The sequence below is a fragment of the Pseudomonas sp. F1_0610 genome (assembly GCF_047470865.1).
Lineage (GTDB): Bacteria > Pseudomonadota > Gammaproteobacteria > Pseudomonadales > Pseudomonadaceae > JAZDRH01.
In genome coordinates this window covers 1-16,549 of the sequence record NZ_JAZDRH010000039.1, presented here as the reverse complement: position 1 = coordinate 16,549, position 16,549 = coordinate 1, and the positions used below count along the sequence as shown (strand labels likewise).

The window sequence follows — 16,549 nt, the reverse complement described above, 5'->3', positions numbered from 1 at the left end:
CATATATATTATCCTTAACATTTACTACACCAAAATAATAATAGCCATCATCTTCTAGCCTTCCAGCCTCTTTTAGAATATTTTTACTTATATAAAATACATAATCACCATAAACACAGCGAAATCTATTTTTTGAACCATCGACTAGTGGTTTTAGAGCTACTCTAGGTATTTTAATATATACAATATCCATTGCTTTATTTTTACGTCCATCTAATTTAAAATGACTATTTTCTGATCTATCCAACGTTAAGAGCTGAGAATAAAATACTGGAGGTATAGTCAAACGCACTAAACGAATAAATTGCTGCCTGAATATTCTCAAACAACAGCATTTCTTTTAACATGATATCAGTAAGAGTCTCAATAGAGCAAAAAATCTAATTGTATCTAGGTCCTACTATTAAGCCTTTGAATATACAGGTCACAAAAAAGCACCTAACTGTTAACTAAAATCACTTTCTCTTGGACAAGGAAGCCATATGAATTTTCAAGTACAGGCTCCCTGCTACATCACATTATTATCTATTTCTGCAGAAGATGGGCAAGAAAATATTTTAGATTTAATTAATCAATTAATTCAAACATCGGCTTCTGTAGGTTTTTGTATTGAAGAAGAACCTGCTTCAAACAATGGTGTATCCCCGTGGATAAAACCACTCGCTCAAGCGAAAGATATTTTACGAGAAGACAAAAATGATAGCAGGTCAAACTGGCCTTCAAAGAACTGTATTGTACTGGGCAGTCTGAGAAAACCCCTTAAGAGAATTAATTTAGATTTTTTACATGATTGCCGAGCAGATCATCCCAATGGGCATTATGATCAATTTTGTCAAACAATATTAGCGTATTATGATTGGGCAATTTTCTCCTATTTCACAACCTATGGCTCAACATTATTAACATTTATTACCAAACAAAAGCATGTAGATGTTTGGTTGCATTCATTACCCCATTTGGATATTGCAGAACGCTATGACTCCCCAAGTTTGGGCATGGCACAACTGCGTAGCGCAACCTTTTATGATTATCAAGAACAATGGTTGCTCCCTATTTGGTTGGCAGAGCAATTACAGGAGCCAGTACCACTGTTGCTATGCATCATTAATCCTGATGAGTCGATGTATAATATCTACTCGCATAAAGACAATGACTATATTGAAGACAGTAACTATCTTACTCAACATACCGCTAAGTTAACACTGGTAGAAGAATGGCAAGGCTGCCCTTATTCGGGTCATACAACGCCCTTGTATCAATTTCAATTATTTCGCATTACCGATTTAGAGGCTTATTACAGCCTTTGGTCAAAAACTAGCAGTGAAAGCTGTATTGCTCACTGTGTAATATCAGCTGATTGTGATCTGAGCTTATTAAAAGAATATTGCAATGGTGCTTATATACACATGTCTTTAAGTCAATTAATTAAAACAAAAAAACTGGCTTCATGGGGCTATGATAATTTTTATGGTGGCGGGGCGGATGAGCATCTGGGGCTGTTTTATGCCAATGATGGAAAAATAACAGATTTATTCTGGCGAGCCTTGGAAAAAGACGTACATGCTATTTTACCTGAAAGACTACATACTACAATTTTTTATAACGAGAATGAACATTGGCAATTACCTCTTTTGTTAAATAATAAACAAGGAGAAATGCCAATTATATTGTGCCAAATCAACCCAGAAATGACATATAACCTATGGTCACCTGAAGATTTTAAATACATAGAAAATACCATTTGGTACGAAGATATTTTGCCACGTTTAACATGTTTAGATACTTTTGTTGTTAATGGCAGTACGTACCACATTTATTTGCTTAATGACGAAGCAGCTTACCATGAACTTTGTGCTTCAGATACGATGGGCTATCCAATCGTGCACGCTATTTTTGCCGCCGATTGTGATATTGCTGCATTAAAAAACATACTCTGCCAAGCAGACTACTATATTGCTGAAGATGTTAAGCAAGTCGCACGCTGGGTTTTATCAATATACGATGATGAGTCATCAGCTTATTTTTATGCTAAAGATACACAAGATTGCCAGCTTTTTCGCGAATTATTAAGAGCAGATGAAGAAAGTTATAATGCGCAGGTCAGTCGATTTTAAATAAACTGCTCAGCCTTTTTGCTAAGTAATTATTATTTATAAAGATAAGGAAGATACAGTGTCTGATAACTTTGAAATTGCTCAAAAAACTGTAGAAGCATTTAAACAAAAAAACTATGCACAGCTATTAAGTATGCCGTCTCCCTCATTAATTGAAAATAATCAATTAAGTCCTGAAGCCACATTGGAGTTTTCACGCCAACTTCTAGAGGATCAAACACTTTCTATCGAGATTAAACTAAGAATGTGGGAGCTACCTGCTGACCAAGCAAAACGTAAAGCAGCATCAGATCAATTTTTCCAATCATTAAATATTGAATTAACTGCTGAAGACGAAGCCGAATTGGCTGAAGATTTAGAAGAACTCTTAGCGGAGGGTGTTCTTAGCGAGGCACAAGACCCATTACCACATCCTGACAATCAATATGTTTTTTCAGGATCAAGCTTTACCTTTGATTTTGAAATGAAAAAAGATGGGCAACTTATTTTAAATGATTGGGATGAAAGCCAACACCTAGAAGAGTTGATGGAAGATTCTGCACCTTGGATGGGTAAAACAGGATTGCCTAATACATTAGAACACCAGCTGCTACGCTACCTGCGTTTGGAGCTAGGTGAGCTATTAGTAGACGAGGATGCCACTCGTGCTAAAGATCTTGTCTTTCTAGGCCGTTACCATCGTTATAATGCTACATTCCAGGTTTATGACTATTATTATATCTGGCAAGCTACTAACCATAAAAAATTATATGGTTTTATTATTGATGAAAATGACAAACAAGGGCAGCGTTTTACTAGCATAAGCATGGGTAATAAAATTAAACCCATATTAAAGTCTGGTTACATATTAGAGTATGAATCTTTATAAAGTATTTTTGAATACATATTAATTTTATTCGAAATGTTTTTTATTATTTTTAATAGTTAACAAGGCCCTGTTGCGCAGCCGTACATCATCACAAAAGGTAATAAGGGTGATGCTAAAATGACTAGCCCTTCTCCTACTGCAGATAAACTACGTTGTTGCATAATTTTTAATGCAATGGGCCGGCCAAGCTGGTATTGCGGCTCTAAAGCTAGGTTTTTATGTTTAGATAATTTCAGCACCTGCCCGTTAAAGGTAAATGCCACAGTTAGCTCTTTATTGAATGAGTTACGACGTGCTTTATAGTTTTTTGTTAATGCTTCAATATCACCCTCATTTAACTGGTTACTATCAAAGCTCATTTCAATACGTGCTTTTACTTGATTATCTATTACATCAAAGTACAGTTCTTGTCGCCCTGTCTTAGTTAAATAATTTTCCAAAAATGTTTGATAACTAAGATAATACTGGCGATCCTCAGGTGTTGGTAGATAAAACACATAAGCAAAGTTTTCAGACTGTGCAATAGCTTTGCCTTCTTTAATGGCGAAGTGCGTAATATTTTCTTGTGCTGGTAATTTATAGCCATTAACACAAGCTGTTAATAACAAAGCCAAACAACACAATAACCACTTCCAAGCAGGCATGGGCATAAAACCTTATTGGGCAATGCCTATAGGGCGGTAACCTTGCCACTCTGGCAGATTTTTACTGCCTGTTGGGTTGGCAGTTAAATGGATATATAACGCATCAACATGATCAAGCAATAAACAATTATCTACGTCTTTAAGATTATCTCTATGCTGATGATTCATGCCTACTAACAATTGACGCATAGCTTTTTCTTTCGCAGATTGCGCATCTGTGGCAACAAATAAATCAAACGCATGCACTTCAGCTAACGACTCGGGCGTATAAGCACCTACGTTAATAAAAAATAATTTCAGCGGATGCTGACTTGGTACCTGAGATAAACTCACATCATAGCCATCAGCCCATGTAATAGGCATATAACCATCCAAATGCAGTTTATCCTTATCGCCAAACCAAGCCTTGCGCAATTGTGGATAAGCATCCTCTATCTTACTAACAGCAGCAAACTGAATATCATGCACTTCAATATTAGATCGACCTGCATTGCCGCCTAAAGAGAACATATAAAGTTTTTTCATAAATTAATGCTTTAAATCTTCTGAGAATAGTTCATCAATATCTGGTTCACCCGCAATTGCATGCTCCTCTTTTGCCCAAGCACCAAAATCAATGAGTTTGCAGCGCTCACAACAAAAGGGGCGATAAGGATTAGTTGTATCCCATACTTGAGGTTTGTTACAGGTTGGGCAATTCACACTTGGCTTGGTCATACTTGGTCTTCTATTACAGTTAAATACAGCGCATGCAATTCATCTACTTGTGCGTATAAATATGTGAGATCTTGATCATTAGCAATAATATCATCAGCATACATTAAACGCCTGGCTCTACTGGCCTGTGCTTGTAAAATAGCGTCCACTTGCTCAGGCGTCACTCCGTCGCGTTGTAATGTGCGCTGGCGTTGCGTTTCTTCATCAACATCTACCACACACACACGATTAGTTAACGCGTACTGGCCTGATTCTATCAATAAAGGTGAAACTAATATGGCATAAGCTGAAGTGGTTTTAGCCAACTCTTCAACAATTCGCTGGCGAATTAATGGATGTAGCAACTGCTCTACCCATAAGCGCTCATTAGGCTGGGCAAAGATTTTTTCACGCAGTAGTTGGCGGTTTAAGTGCCCGTCAGGCAATAATATATCTTGCCCAAAATGCTGTGCTATCTGAGCTAAAGCTGGCTGGTTAGGCTCCACAACCCAGCGCGCAACAACATCCGCATCCACAATATTTACACCCCATGTAGCAAAACGTGCTGCTGCCGCACTTTTGCCACTAGCAATTCCGCCAGTTAAGCCTAAAATCCATGGTTGAGTCACAAATGTTATCTCCCACTGTAAAGGGATATTAAAAATGGGTAGCTTTGTTTAGTATCATGCTACTTCGAGTCGGATAAAGATTGACTCTTTTTTGCACAAGATCATCAACAAAGGATCTGCTATGAAACTTGCTAAACTGTGCCGTTTATTAACCTTAAGTACAGCCTTAGTCATTGCACATACCAGTGCGTGGGCACAAGTTAATACTATTGCACCAGCCAACTCAAAAAACTATGCCGCTGAGCTAAAAAAACGCTATGGCAGCTCAACCGAACGTGCGGCTTTAGTTAGCCATGTTAATCATTTGCTAAAACAATACGCTCTAAGCTCAAGTTATCAAGTAGGACAGAAAGATCGTTTTGACTTGAATTACTCAATCACTGTTGAAAAAAGCGGAACTATTACAGTTCGCGAAGAAAAACGCTATGTCACTGAAGACCGTTTACAGGTTTCCCAGCGCAACTATAACGTTTTTGGTGCCAGCCCTTTTGTCAAATATGAGTGCTTAAGCTCTGGTATTAAATGCGACTTCTTTGTACCAGATAGTCGCCAGATTTTCTTTAGTACTTTACGCGACCAACAAGGTGCGGCTGACATAGCTCAAGCTTTAACCTATTTAATTCGTAACATTCAAAAAAGCTAAAAAAAGAGGTTGTCAGAGGTAAAGCTTTACAACCCCTGACAACCTAAAGCCACTTTCGTTAAAACTTGCTACTAATAATCGCCCCAGCCACCGCCCAGTGCTTGGAACAATTGAATTTGATTTCTGGCTTTACTTTGTTGTGCTTTTACCGCTTGTAGCTGTAAGCGTAACAACTGGCTTTGGCTATCTAATACGTTAATAAAATCACTTTCGCCATATTCGTATTGTTCTCTGGCAATATGCGCTGCAAGCTGTGCAGACTGCACTGCATCTTGCACATTATTAACGTGCTGATCCTGAGTTTTTAGCGCCATTAACTGGTTATCAATTTCATGCCATGCGGTAAGTACAGTTTTCTGATAAGCAATAGCCGCTTCCTGTTGTTTATGTTCAGTTAAACGTAACTGGCTGGTTAAACGTCCACCAGTAAAAATAGGCAGATACAAGCTAGGTCCAAAACTAAAAGCACGGCTTGACCAGTTAGATAGATCAGAAGTATGTAGTGCATCTAATCCAATATTACCCGTTAAGCGAATGCTAGGATAAAAGTCAGCCTTTGCCGCATTAATCATGGCCGTTGTTTGACGCAAATGCTGCTCTGCCATACGGATATCTGGGCGACGCTGAGCTAACTCCGAAGGCACTCCTGTGGCAATACTGCGTTTAATCATAGGTACTTCTGTTGCTTCACTTAGCTGCGCAGTCAGCGTATTAGGTGTTTGATTCAGCAGCAAACTCATTGCATTGATTAAACGATGGGCTTGCTCCTCCAACAAAGGCAAATCAGCTACAGTAATTTTTAACTGTGAATTGGCCTGCTCAACCTCTAAACGCGTGGCAACACCTAACTCTTCTCGCTTCTGTGTCAAACTTAAGTTCTGCTCCGCTGCTGCTTGGTTTTGACGTGTTACCAGAATGAGTTGCTGGGTGGCTCGGTAATCAACATAAGCACTGGCCAGTTCAGCCATTAAAGCAATTTGCAAGGCATGCTGTTGCTCTAAAGTCATAGCGGCTTGTGCTTTTGCCGCCTCTGTTCGGTGACGTAGCTGTCCCCAAAGATCAATAGCCCAAACGCTACTGAACCCAACTTGAGTACGATTAGACCATGCTTGATCCTCAGCTTTTAGTGCATCACGCTGACGTTGATAGCTACTCTCAGCACCTAGTTCTGGACGCTGCGCTGCACGTTGTACTTGTAATAAGTCATAAGCTTGTAGTAGCCGTTGAGCAGACAACTGCAAATCTAAATTCTTCGCCAACATCTGCCCTTGTAATTGATTTAACAAAGGATCATCAAACTCACGCCACCATTCCAACTCAAGAAAATCTGCGTTGATAAACTCCGTCTGTTGCCATTGCTCAGGCAAAGCGGTGGTTTCTGGCAGCTCCATACCGACATTGGCACAACCCACCAATAGCAAACTTAAACTACTAGCGCTAACCCATTTGCGTATCATTAGCGCTCTCCTACCACTTGCACATTGGCTGACATACCTACGCGTACTTGCAGCGTATTTTCATGGCTGGCAATGCGTACTTTAACGGGAATACGTTGCACTATTTTCGTAAAGTTACCTGTCGCATTCTCTGGCGCTAATTGGTTAAAAGTAACTCCAGACGCCGGCGCAATACTTTCTACTTTTCCGCTAAATACTTTGTTAGGGATAGCATCAATCTCAATATTGACATCACTGCCTACAGCAACCTGAGCTAGCTGAGTTTCTAAAAAGTTGGCAATAATGTAATTCTCCGTAGGCACTATTGCGATCAAACTTTGACCTGGACTAACCCATTGACCTACACGCAAATGGCGCTTACCAATAACACCGTCCATCGGCGCACGCACCTCGGTGTAACTCAGATTTAAACTGGCCTGAGTTACTTGAGCTTTTGCTGTCGTAAATTTCGCTTGAGCTTGTAATAACTGCGCATTCAATACCTTAACTTCGTTGGCTGTTGCCTCTAAAGTGGCGTTTTCTTGCTGCACTTGAGCTTGCAAAATACGCTCGCGACTAGCTGTTTGGTCGGCTTTTTGTTTTGAACCAGCTCCTGCTGTTGCCATTTGCTGATAACGCAAGCGTTCTTGACGCGCAAAGTCTAACTCTGCTTTTACTGCATCACGCTTAGCTTTAGCTACAGCAATAAGATCTTGTTGGCGTGCTAGCTTCGCTTGAATATCAATAATCTGTGCATTACTGGCCTCAAGCTGTGCTAAGGCTTGCTCTACGGCTAGCTGCAAATCTCGCGCATCAATTTTTGCTAATAACTCACCTTTTTTTACAACTTGGTTGTCATCTACCAAAACATCACTCACCAAGCCCGAAATTTTCACTGATAAGTTAGTTACATCAGCGCGAATATACGCATCATTAGTTTGTGCTGATGGACTAATCAATAACGATTTGGCGCCCATCAAAATAGAAGAAACACCTACCACTACTAGCACCATTGCTAATGATCGACCTTTTGTCATACTTTTAATTAAACTCATAGTTTTGTCCTACTTCAATTAGGTGTTGGCGGGTAAACACGCCCTGGCATCACACAGGTCAGTGCAACCAGTAAAGCGATAAACACCATTAACGCGATAAATACATCCGCTGTAGCCAGCACTTTTACTTGTGCGCTCAGCGCCTTCATTAACCCAGCACTTTGCTCGGCAAACTCTAATCCTGTTGTGGGTTGCTGATTAACCAATTGGCTGTGATGAAAATCACCACGTATCCGCAACATAAAAGCCGTCACTCCAACCGCAACAGTGGCAGCAAAACCCTTCACTGCGTTAAACCAAGCAGCCGCAAAGGGGCCATCTGTTGGTTGTAAACCAATAGTCGCCAGCATTAGCAAGGGAATAATCATCATCGGCTGGGCTGCTGCCTGTATCAGTTGAATCAGGCGAAAATTCTCCGCTGACCAATCACTGGTTAATTGCGATGCCATATAGCTTGCTAACGCCATCAGGCTCAAACCAATAATCAACACAATCCGGCAGTCAACACGCTGTAAGTTGCATACATAACTCATAATCGGCAGCACAATCAGTTGAGGTAAGGCAACCCACAGCATCACATCGGATATTTGCTCTTGCCGATACCCTTGCACAGCCGCCAAATAACCTGAGGTCAAACTGATCAAGGCCACCATCAGTACCAAGACGCACCCCAAAGCAATCAGTGAAAATGACAAGTTAAGTTTTTTAAGTAACTGTAAGTTAAAAAACGGAATCGGCTGCGACCATTCATTCACCAGAAAAATTACCAGCAAACCCAAACCACCCAATAACAAAAAGCTAATTAAAGGCGAGTTAAACCAGTCCCAACGTTCACCTTGATACAGCCCCATGCTGAGCATACCCAGGGCCACTGTTCCCGTGATTAAGCCCTTCCAGTCAAAATGCTGTAAGCGTTCAAGTTTCATTGGATCTTGCGGTAAGCCATAACCCAACAAGAACATAGCTAATAACATCACTGGAATATTCCAGTAAAAATATCCTTGCCAGCCCCAGCTAAAGGACAATGCGGCAATAGTCGCACCCAAGGTTGCGCTCCATGCCGACACCAAAGCATAAGCCCCTAATACAGGTACTTTTAACAAAGGCGGCATAAAACGCAGCACAATAGTCATTAACATTGGTGGCATCGCCCCGCCTGTTAAACCTTGCACACTACGTACTATCAACAGACTGCTATAACTCTGAGATATATAAGGTGTCAGCACACCACATAAGATATATAACCCAGCCATAAACAAGGCCACTCGGCGCAGCGAAAAAGTTGGCCAAAAACAAGGGGTAAAACCTGATCCCAATACGAAACCTATGATGTAGCAGCAGATAATCCAGCTCCCATCATCCAGATTAAGCGACATAGCGCCTTCAATATCAGCCAGTGCAACCTTGCTAACATTTTCGCCAATACCGCTTGCCATCACCGCCAAAATAATGCCGATTAAGGCTAGCCACGTGCGAAACTCAACACCTTTTGCACTGCTAACAATCCCATTTGGAACAGGCTGCCTAACAGCCTCAGACATAGTATTCACCTACTTTTTATTACATTTTTTTGTATGTGCGCAGTATCTTTAAATTTGCCGATTGTGAATATTGAAATTATGTAATTTAATAAGTGCATAAAATGCAATCGGAAGAATAGTATGGCTCAGCCTGTAGACCTTAATCTGATTTATGCTTTAAGCGTGTTGCTTGATGAAGGCAGCGTCAGCAATGCGTCTTATAAGCTCAATCTAAGCAAACCTGCCGTTAGCCGAATATTGGCGCGTATCCGTGAACAATTTAATGATCCCATTCTGGTGCGGGCGGGTAGAAATCTGGTGCCCACCCCCCGTGCGTTAGAATTACGCGAACAGATTCAGCCTATTCTAGATATGTGTGCAGGGCTAAATGCAGATAGAGACTTTTCACCAGCCAAACAAGAGCGTGTATTTACTATTCGAGCAAATAACGTATTTATGGGCGCTATGGCGGGAGATTTACTAGATAGCTTACGAGCCCAATCACCTAATAGTATTTTTAAGTTTATTGCAGAAGTAAGCGCTAATGATGATGTATTACGTCGTGGTCAAGCCGATTTAGTGATTGGCTCTTATCCTCGCTGGCAACCTGAAACCAAAGTGCAATCGCTTTTTACATCATGCTTTAAAGCCGTAGTGCGCAAAGATCATCCTATTATTGGCAAAGTAACAGCTGAAAACTTAGTGCAATATTCACATATTAGCGTTTCACGTCGCGGTGAAGGTAGAGGGCCAATTGATGAAGCACTACAAGCACTTGGGTTAGTGCGTCCTATTCACATTATTATGCCTGGCTTTCATTCTGCATTATTTCTACTGCCTGACTCTGATTTTATTCTGCCACTGCCAATACATGTGATTAACAGCTTAAAACGTGTACCTATAGAATACTCCGTTATTGACTTGCCACTGGATCTACCACCCGTAGAAATCAGCCAAGCATGGCACCCACGTTTTGACAACGACCCCGGACATCGTTGGTTACGACAAGAAATTCGTAAATATTTCCAGCCCGAAACTATTATTTAGAGAAAATACAGGTGTTTATTATCTATCTTTCTTCCAATAACCTAGTAATTATCAGCGCATTAGAATTACGCGCTTTAGTTTAAGCTTTACATTCCTAGCTATTATTTTAAGACCGCTATTTATTTAAACAATAATCAGTTCACCAGTAGCATACAAAGAATCTGGGTCAGCTGAGATACTATACCTTTCTATAACACTTAATAAGTATTCATTAAATGTTTTTCCTGTTGATTCAACTCTATCTTCTTTTTTATTAAAACAGTACACCAAACCATCTTTATAATATAAAAAATAATACTCATTATTATTTTCAACTGAGATAATAAAAGAGTCCTCTTTGCATTCTATTTCTTTTTCTGCCGACAGCATTTCATAGTTAATATGGCCTTGAAAAACAACATGCATCCTTATAGATAAATCACTATAAAATATCAAAGGAGAACTACCAAAAAAACCTCCACTGCATCTTCCGATAGTATTCAAAAACTCATATAATTGTATATTGTCTTTAATTTTAAACCCATATAAATTTTCTATTTTACCTATTTCAACATCACTATAACCTTTCTGAAGAAAACTTTTAATTCGCAAACTATTAAACTGGCCATTTAAAACTCTAATTAACTCATTCATTTAAAACCTCAAAAATCAACTAACTCACTAGAAAACCTTATCAACACTTCTTTAGAGCATGTGTATTCACTATGACCATAAGATAAAATTCTATCTATATGCTGATAAAATGTAATTCCTGTTTCATTTATCTCTTCAGTATTCTCATTATAATGATATATCATATCCATCATACTTGATTTTGTTTTTAAAAAGAAATATTGTGTTTCTGCGAGACGAGATACAAAAAATATTTTCTCACTATCATCATTTATAAGCCCTAATTCTAATAACTCCTCCCTCATTAAGTACTGTACATTAATATGCCCCCCAACTGTCATACGTTGCACATAAAAATACAATGTATCATCACCAAACAAGCCACCACTACATCTTCCCATATTTTTTAAAAAACTATATAGTTGGCTAGTAGATGGCACTTCAATATCGTAAAGGCGTTCAATTTTTTTTATTTCCTCCTCTGAATAGCCTCTTACAAAACTCGAATCAAATGCCAGTTCTGGATATTTCTTATGTAGTTCCTGAGCTAAATTATTTAACATACTATTTTCCTTATGGCTTCTGCAAAGTAGAGCCATGATATATATCAAGTGTCATATTTTTATATCTATTTACAAAATCTTCTAAATCCAACGGCGTACCACGCACTGTATCTAAATCAAAGTACCTAACCCCATCAGTTCTAGCTTTCTTATTATCATACTCTAAGCTAAATGGAGCTTTTATTTCATCAGCATTACGAATATAAACTAGCCGCTCGTTCGGCTTGTATTATTTTTCCAACATCACTTGCGACATCCTAGGCATGAACACCTGCGATTCCATTATTGCCTTTACTCAATAACAATAAGCTAAGTCCACTTTTGCTTATTGAGTGAAGCGCCTTTTTTGAGCTTGGCTTGATAACGATAGCAAGTTTCTCTGATTGCAAATGTAACGCTGGCTAATCGAGCACTAAGTTCATAGTCGATTTTTGCATCCTTTTATTTTAAAAATGAAAAACATTCCACACAACGACACTTATCCCATTTTTAACTTTATTTATATCCCCTACATTAATAACATCAGAATCTAGGTCTACAGCATATTGCGAAAAACCATCTCTATTGATACTCATTGTGTCACCTTTTCATTTGTAGGAAATTGTATGAGTAAATACGATTAACCTGCTTAAAGTTATGCATAAAACTCTAAATTTAAACATTAAATTATAAAATAAAATATAACTTAATAAAGTAAGCGAATTAAAAATCAATCACATTCAAAATACTCATCAATATTTTTATCTAAAATTCTATCTTGTGTAAAATCAAGTGTATTAGAAACAGCAATAAGATCTCTTAACTCAACAGGAAAGTCTTCTATTGTTGCATATTTTGTAGGCACTAAAAATCTGTAATAGTCTCCCATTTTGGTAGAACCATCATAGCCTACAACTGTATCCTCGCCTTCATAAGTACCTTCTACCGCATGATAAACAAAAAGTCCTTTATTAATTGCTAAGTTAAGGTCACTAGATTTCTGTCTACTCTCATAAATCATATTTAAATTATTTATTAAATCTTCTTTTATTTTAATCTTTCTTAACTTTGCAGATCTTAAGTGAATAAAACTAGAGTAGTAATCCAAATAAAAACTACCTTTTTTATTTTCAGGATACGAACTATAAACAGAAGACTCTTCATAAACATATTCACTAAGCAAGTCTAGTCTAGTTTCTAGATTTTCTTTTCTTAATAACTGTTTTGGAACTCCTCCAAAACAGTTATTTAACATAAATGCAATTTTTCCATTTTTATCCATCGCATGCCATATTACGATAATGCCAGATCCTGCTTTCCAGTTTTCATCTAACATACTAACTCCAGTAATTCTTAGTTATGCTGCACCTCATAAATGTTCAGAAATGTTCAGAAATTTTATTTTTCCTCTTTATAAGGTAGGTTTATTTGATCTAGTGCTAACAAAATCTCATCTTGAGTTACTGGAAGTATCGCTTCTACAAAATCTCCATCAACTGTCTTAAACGTTGTACCATCTAAGTTTTTAGCAGCCCCGCAGAACGTACACTCTAAAACTATAGTTTCTTTTTTATTTTTTTCAATAGCTTTTACATATGCCATTGAATTACCACACCTAGTGCAGTCTTCATCTGAGTATATCCTAACCAAATCCCATAAATAGCTGTTTATTAGCATTGGTAAGCTTGCTGACTTTAGATTTTCACTTTCTTTTATACGTTGACGTACAGAGACTAAGCTCAAATCTGGTGACTCTAGAATATATTTTTGAAAATCTAATTTCATTAAAATATCAAGCCCCCATTTACTTTTAAGATTATCCTTAAAAAACTGCTTATTTCCGTCTATAAACTTGCACATAGCTAAGTAAAAGCTAAAATAGCTTTCAAAATTCTCATCAACTTCAGCAAGAGCTTTATATCTAGCTACAATTCTTGGGATTCTTTTCATTATCTAGGATTAGCAACTGGATAAGCAGTTATTAAGTTACCTTTGACATCTGTGTGCACTAAAATCCAAGTAGTTTTACCACCACCTTGCTTTAGTGATGCATTTCCAATTACTTTCCAAAAACCTGCTTTATATAGTTGTAAATGTTTATTTAAAGAAGTTTATAAAACTTAAGAATCATCAGGCATTGCACTCAGAAGTTAAATCCGCCAATTTTTTCTGAAAGCCATTTACTCATTTAGTAGTTTTAGAAGTTGTTCAATTGATTCTTGGATATCTAAATCATTTTGATCAATGACTTCATTTCTGAATAATGAAACAGCATATACCTGTTCTAAAACAAACCAGTGTTCATGAAACTTTTCCTTCCACTCAATATCAATTGACCCTATGCAAGATAATAAACCATCCAAATTGTCAATTAATTGCTTTAAAGATATTTTTTCTGACGAATACAGCCATAGCATATCCTTCATCAAAGAAACTTGACGTTTATCATATTGTTCAATGTTCATAAGAGACAGTTTTCTCATTGTTTTATTTTCCCATAGCCAACAGTAATAACTGCTCCTGTTTTTGTGTCAGTAATTACTGTTATATGATTAACTCTATCGTAGTATGCTGCTGTTCCTGGTCTTTTTCCAACAACAGCATTCATTGGTCGTATCGTATTTTCAACTACTGTTGGCGTAATACCTTGCCGCTGCATACGATCTAAAGAATGACCAGAGTAGGTTCTATTATTGATCAGAGCTGGTTTATTGGTACCGTCAATTACATTTAAAGGATTACCTTTAGAGCCCGTAAGAGTCTTTGCTGAAGTGTTTACTGATTTTGTTATAGCATCTTTACCAGTTTTTATTTTAGAAAGCCCAGCACCTACAAACAGAGTTGCTCCTTCAAAAGCAGACCAACCAAAACGACTAGCTCCTTTTTCAAAGCTATCCTTTGATTCTGCAATATATAACGGAGCTACAGCTTTTAACTCATCATCTGTTGCAGATGGGTAGTGCTTCCGTAAATAAGCAACAACATTCTCTTCAGAATTTATTTTATTTAAATTATCTTCAATTTTTTTATAATGAGTATCAAAGTCATAACCATAACCTATCCAACCTAACACTTTATTTACAGCAGACGCCCCATTATCTTTAGTGGTAGGCCACCATAGTGCAGCATCTTGCGCTTGGCTTGTAAGATGAGCAGCTTCCATGATTTTTCTTTCACATATTGGCTCTCCAGCACATTTTAAAAACTCATAATGAATTTCTATAAGCTGATTTGCTGACAGTCAATTATTCTCAACCGCATTCTGCCCAATACCCCCTGCTACTTGTGCATTAAAGGCGGAGTCACCTGCTACACCACCCACGACAGCAGCGATAGCTGAGCTTAGGTCGCGGGTGTTGGCTTTGACGTCTTCGCCAAGTAGGTTTGGATCAAACTTGCCTTCTGCGTTTCGGGCAGTTTTGCCATCGTCTAGTAATTTGGCTAAGTAGTCTGCTGCGAGTTCGGCGGCTACGGTGGAGCTACCACCTGCAACAGCATTACCGCCATTGGCGGCGGCGACAACCGCGCCTAAGATGGCATGTGAGGTAAGCTGGGCAGCTTTGTTAGGGTCTGTATCTTTATCGCCAAAGGTTTCACGGTGTAAGGTGTAAAGCGTTGGTGGCTGCTTGAAGGTCCGTTTGTCCGCCTAATGCGCCCGTTACAACGCCTGTTACGGCGTTATTGCGAACGAGAGTATTAAAATTAACATTTCGCATCCCTGAATACTAAATTATAAAAATATAAAACATTTATATACTAATAATATCTCCCTGCAGATACTCTTGAAATATATTTTTTTCGAGCAATTCGTATTTATTTATTACACTTAAAATATACCCTTCCAGTGTCAAACCTGTATTAATTACCATTGAAGAGCAAGCATCATAACAGTAAACAGAATTACAATCATAAGAGTCAGTAAGTATAAAAAAGTACTCTTTACTTTCCTCGCATGATATAAAAAATCCCTTTTTACTAAAAGTTTCATAATATTGAATAGCACGGAGTTTATCAGTGGTTTCGTACTGAAATATAATATGTTCGCGCAAATGCATTTCTGCTTTATAGAATAGAAATGGATTATCAAGAAAGGCTAGCGTGCTAGTTCGTCCATAATAATATAAAAAACTATAAAACTGAGATTCCGGGTTAATATTAACATTATATAGATATTCAATATTCTTTATCTCTTCTACAGAATACCCTTTTGCAAAATAATTATTAATAAATCTAATATTTAATCTAGGCAAATCATTCATTATAATACCACTCAAACCAAATAATTAAAATCTAAAATACCATCTTTAAAAAAACCATACTCACTAATAATTTTTTTCAAGTAAGAAATCAAGTCAATACCCATTGACTCCACTATACCTTCACCTTCATTATATCGATATATTAAATTAGGCGCATCTGAACTAGTCAGCAAAAACATATAATGAGTTTCACATTCTTTTGATATAAAAAACGGCATTTTATTGATCATAGAAGAATCTATAGCTTCAATTTCTTTTCGACTTTCATTCTGAAAAAGCAGGTGATTACGAATACTCCAACCAGAACTATACATTAATAACGGCTCATTTCCAAATAGGCCTGCAGAAAACTTTCCAATACTATTAAGAAAAACATACAATTGATCGGTTTTATTTAATTTAATATTGTATAGTTTTTTTATTTTTTCTATTTCATCCAAAGTATACCATGAGTAAATAACTTCTATATATTTATCTTCAGAAC

Annotated in this window: 22 protein-coding genes; 4 read left to right on the top strand and 18 right to left on the bottom strand. The window is 37.8% G+C overall.

Translation table 11 applies throughout. The features are described 5' to 3' along the window. Positions 1–247, bottom strand: a 247-nt coding sequence (locus tag VQ643_RS15110) for a hypothetical protein (protein ID WP_414201075.1), incomplete at its 3' end; no start/stop codon positions are given. Positions 248–482: 235 nt separating this feature from the next. Between VQ643_RS15110 and VQ643_RS15105 the strand changes: the two genes are divergently transcribed. Next, positions 483–2,114 (top strand): hypothetical protein, encoded by a 1,632-nt coding sequence (locus tag VQ643_RS15105; RefSeq protein ID WP_414201072.1) that lies wholly within the window; start codon positions 483–485, stop codon positions 2,112–2,114. A gap of 58 nt (positions 2,115–2,172) precedes the next feature. Then, complete coding sequence (locus VQ643_RS15100) at positions 2,173–2,982, top strand: hypothetical protein (protein WP_414201069.1); 810 nt, start codon at positions 2,173–2,175, stop codon at positions 2,980–2,982. Positions 2,983–3,038: 56 nt separating this feature from the next. Here VQ643_RS15100 and VQ643_RS15095 read toward each other — a convergent pair whose 3' ends face one another. The 4 genes from VQ643_RS15095 to coaE are packed head-to-tail and all read right to left on the bottom strand — an operon-like array spanning position 3,039 to position 4,951. Continuing rightward, positions 3,039–3,626, bottom strand: coding sequence for a hypothetical protein (locus VQ643_RS15095; protein ID WP_414201067.1), 588 nt, complete (start codon positions 3,624–3,626; stop codon positions 3,039–3,041). A gap of 12 nt (positions 3,627–3,638) precedes the next feature. After that, complete coding sequence (locus tag VQ643_RS15090; RefSeq protein WP_414201065.1) at positions 3,639–4,151, bottom strand: DUF1543 domain-containing protein; 513 nt, start codon at positions 4,149–4,151, stop codon at positions 3,639–3,641. Positions 4,152–4,154: 3 nt separating this feature from the next. Beyond that, on the bottom strand, positions 4,155–4,343 hold the full coding sequence (gene yacG / locus VQ643_RS15085) for a DNA gyrase inhibitor YacG (RefSeq protein WP_414201062.1): 189 nt from the start codon (positions 4,341–4,343) through the stop codon (positions 4,155–4,157). Next, positions 4,340–4,951, bottom strand: coding sequence for a dephospho-CoA kinase (gene coaE, locus VQ643_RS15080; RefSeq protein WP_414201060.1), 612 nt, complete (start codon positions 4,949–4,951; stop codon positions 4,340–4,342). The genes yacG and coaE overlap by 4 nt, the downstream gene beginning before the upstream one ends. A 121-nt stretch (positions 4,952–5,072) precedes the next feature. On the opposite strand from coaE, the gene VQ643_RS15075 reads away from it, so the two are divergent. Then, positions 5,073–5,594: a hypothetical protein gene (locus tag VQ643_RS15075; protein ID WP_414201058.1), complete on the top strand. Its 522-nt coding sequence runs from the start codon at positions 5,073–5,075 to the stop codon at positions 5,592–5,594. A 71-nt stretch (positions 5,595–5,665) separates the two neighbouring features. Here the strand turns inward: VQ643_RS15075 and VQ643_RS15070 are convergent, their stop codons facing one another. The 3 genes from VQ643_RS15070 to VQ643_RS15060 are packed head-to-tail and all read right to left on the bottom strand — an operon-like array spanning position 5,666 to position 9,626. Next, entirely contained in the window at positions 5,666–7,051 is a 1,386-nt protein-coding gene (locus VQ643_RS15070; RefSeq protein WP_414201055.1) for an efflux transporter outer membrane subunit, read from the bottom strand. Continuing rightward, positions 7,051–8,085: an HlyD family secretion protein gene (locus tag VQ643_RS15065; RefSeq protein WP_414201053.1), complete on the bottom strand. Its 1,035-nt coding sequence runs from the start codon at positions 8,083–8,085 to the stop codon at positions 7,051–7,053. The genes VQ643_RS15070 and VQ643_RS15065 overlap by 1 nt, the downstream gene beginning before the upstream one ends. A 14-nt stretch (positions 8,086–8,099) precedes the next feature. After that, the gene (locus VQ643_RS15060; protein ID WP_414201050.1) at positions 8,100–9,626 is read right to left on the bottom strand and encodes an MFS transporter; all 1,527 of its coding nucleotides are present in this window, start codon (positions 9,624–9,626) and stop codon (positions 8,100–8,102) included. A 120-nt stretch (positions 9,627–9,746) separates the two neighbouring features. Here VQ643_RS15060 and VQ643_RS15055 point away from each other — a divergent pair, with 120 nt between their 5' ends. After that, positions 9,747–10,652 (top strand): LysR family transcriptional regulator, encoded by a 906-nt coding sequence (locus VQ643_RS15055; protein ID WP_414201047.1) that lies wholly within the window; start codon positions 9,747–9,749, stop codon positions 10,650–10,652. Between the two features lie 123 nt (positions 10,653–10,775). Here the strand turns inward: VQ643_RS15055 and VQ643_RS15050 are convergent, their stop codons facing one another. The 10 genes from VQ643_RS15050 to VQ643_RS15005 form a co-directional block, all read right to left on the bottom strand. Continuing rightward, the gene (locus tag VQ643_RS15050) at positions 10,776–11,285 is read right to left on the bottom strand and encodes a hypothetical protein (RefSeq protein WP_414201044.1); all 510 of its coding nucleotides are present in this window, start codon (positions 11,283–11,285) and stop codon (positions 10,776–10,778) included. A gap of 8 nt (positions 11,286–11,293) precedes the next feature. Then, on the bottom strand, positions 11,294–11,827 hold the full coding sequence (locus VQ643_RS15045; RefSeq protein WP_414201042.1) for a hypothetical protein: 534 nt from the start codon (positions 11,825–11,827) through the stop codon (positions 11,294–11,296). Between the two features lie 709 nt (positions 11,828–12,536). Beyond that, positions 12,537–13,142: a hypothetical protein gene (locus tag VQ643_RS15040; protein WP_414201039.1), complete on the bottom strand. Its 606-nt coding sequence runs from the start codon at positions 13,140–13,142 to the stop codon at positions 12,537–12,539. Positions 13,143–13,204: 62 nt separating this feature from the next. Further along, entirely contained in the window at positions 13,205–13,756 is a 552-nt protein-coding gene (locus VQ643_RS15035) for a hypothetical protein (RefSeq protein ID WP_414201036.1), read from the bottom strand. 230 nt (positions 13,757–13,986) lie between these two features. Beyond that, complete coding sequence (locus tag VQ643_RS15030; protein WP_414201033.1) at positions 13,987–14,271, bottom strand: hypothetical protein; 285 nt, start codon at positions 14,269–14,271, stop codon at positions 13,987–13,989. 14 nt (positions 14,272–14,285) lie between these two features. Beyond that, positions 14,286–14,969 (bottom strand): hypothetical protein, encoded by a 684-nt coding sequence (locus VQ643_RS15025; protein WP_414201030.1) that lies wholly within the window; start codon positions 14,967–14,969, stop codon positions 14,286–14,288. 78 nt (positions 14,970–15,047) lie between these two features. Further along, entirely contained in the window at positions 15,048–15,341 is a 294-nt protein-coding gene (locus VQ643_RS15020; protein ID WP_414201077.1) for a VENN motif pre-toxin domain-containing protein, read from the bottom strand. A gap of 58 nt (positions 15,342–15,399) precedes the next feature. Next, on the bottom strand, positions 15,400–15,522 hold the full coding sequence (locus VQ643_RS15015; protein WP_414201027.1) for a hypothetical protein: 123 nt from the start codon (positions 15,520–15,522) through the stop codon (positions 15,400–15,402). 33 nt (positions 15,523–15,555) lie between these two features. Then, positions 15,556–16,065 carry a hypothetical protein gene (locus tag VQ643_RS15010; RefSeq protein ID WP_414201024.1) on the bottom strand — a complete coding sequence of 170 codons (510 nt, stop codon included), beginning with the start codon at positions 16,063–16,065 and terminating at the stop codon, positions 15,556–15,558. Positions 16,066–16,076: 11 nt separating this feature from the next. Beyond that, the coding region (locus tag VQ643_RS15005; protein ID WP_414201021.1) for a hypothetical protein at positions 16,077–16,549 on the bottom strand (473 nt) is incomplete at its 5' end.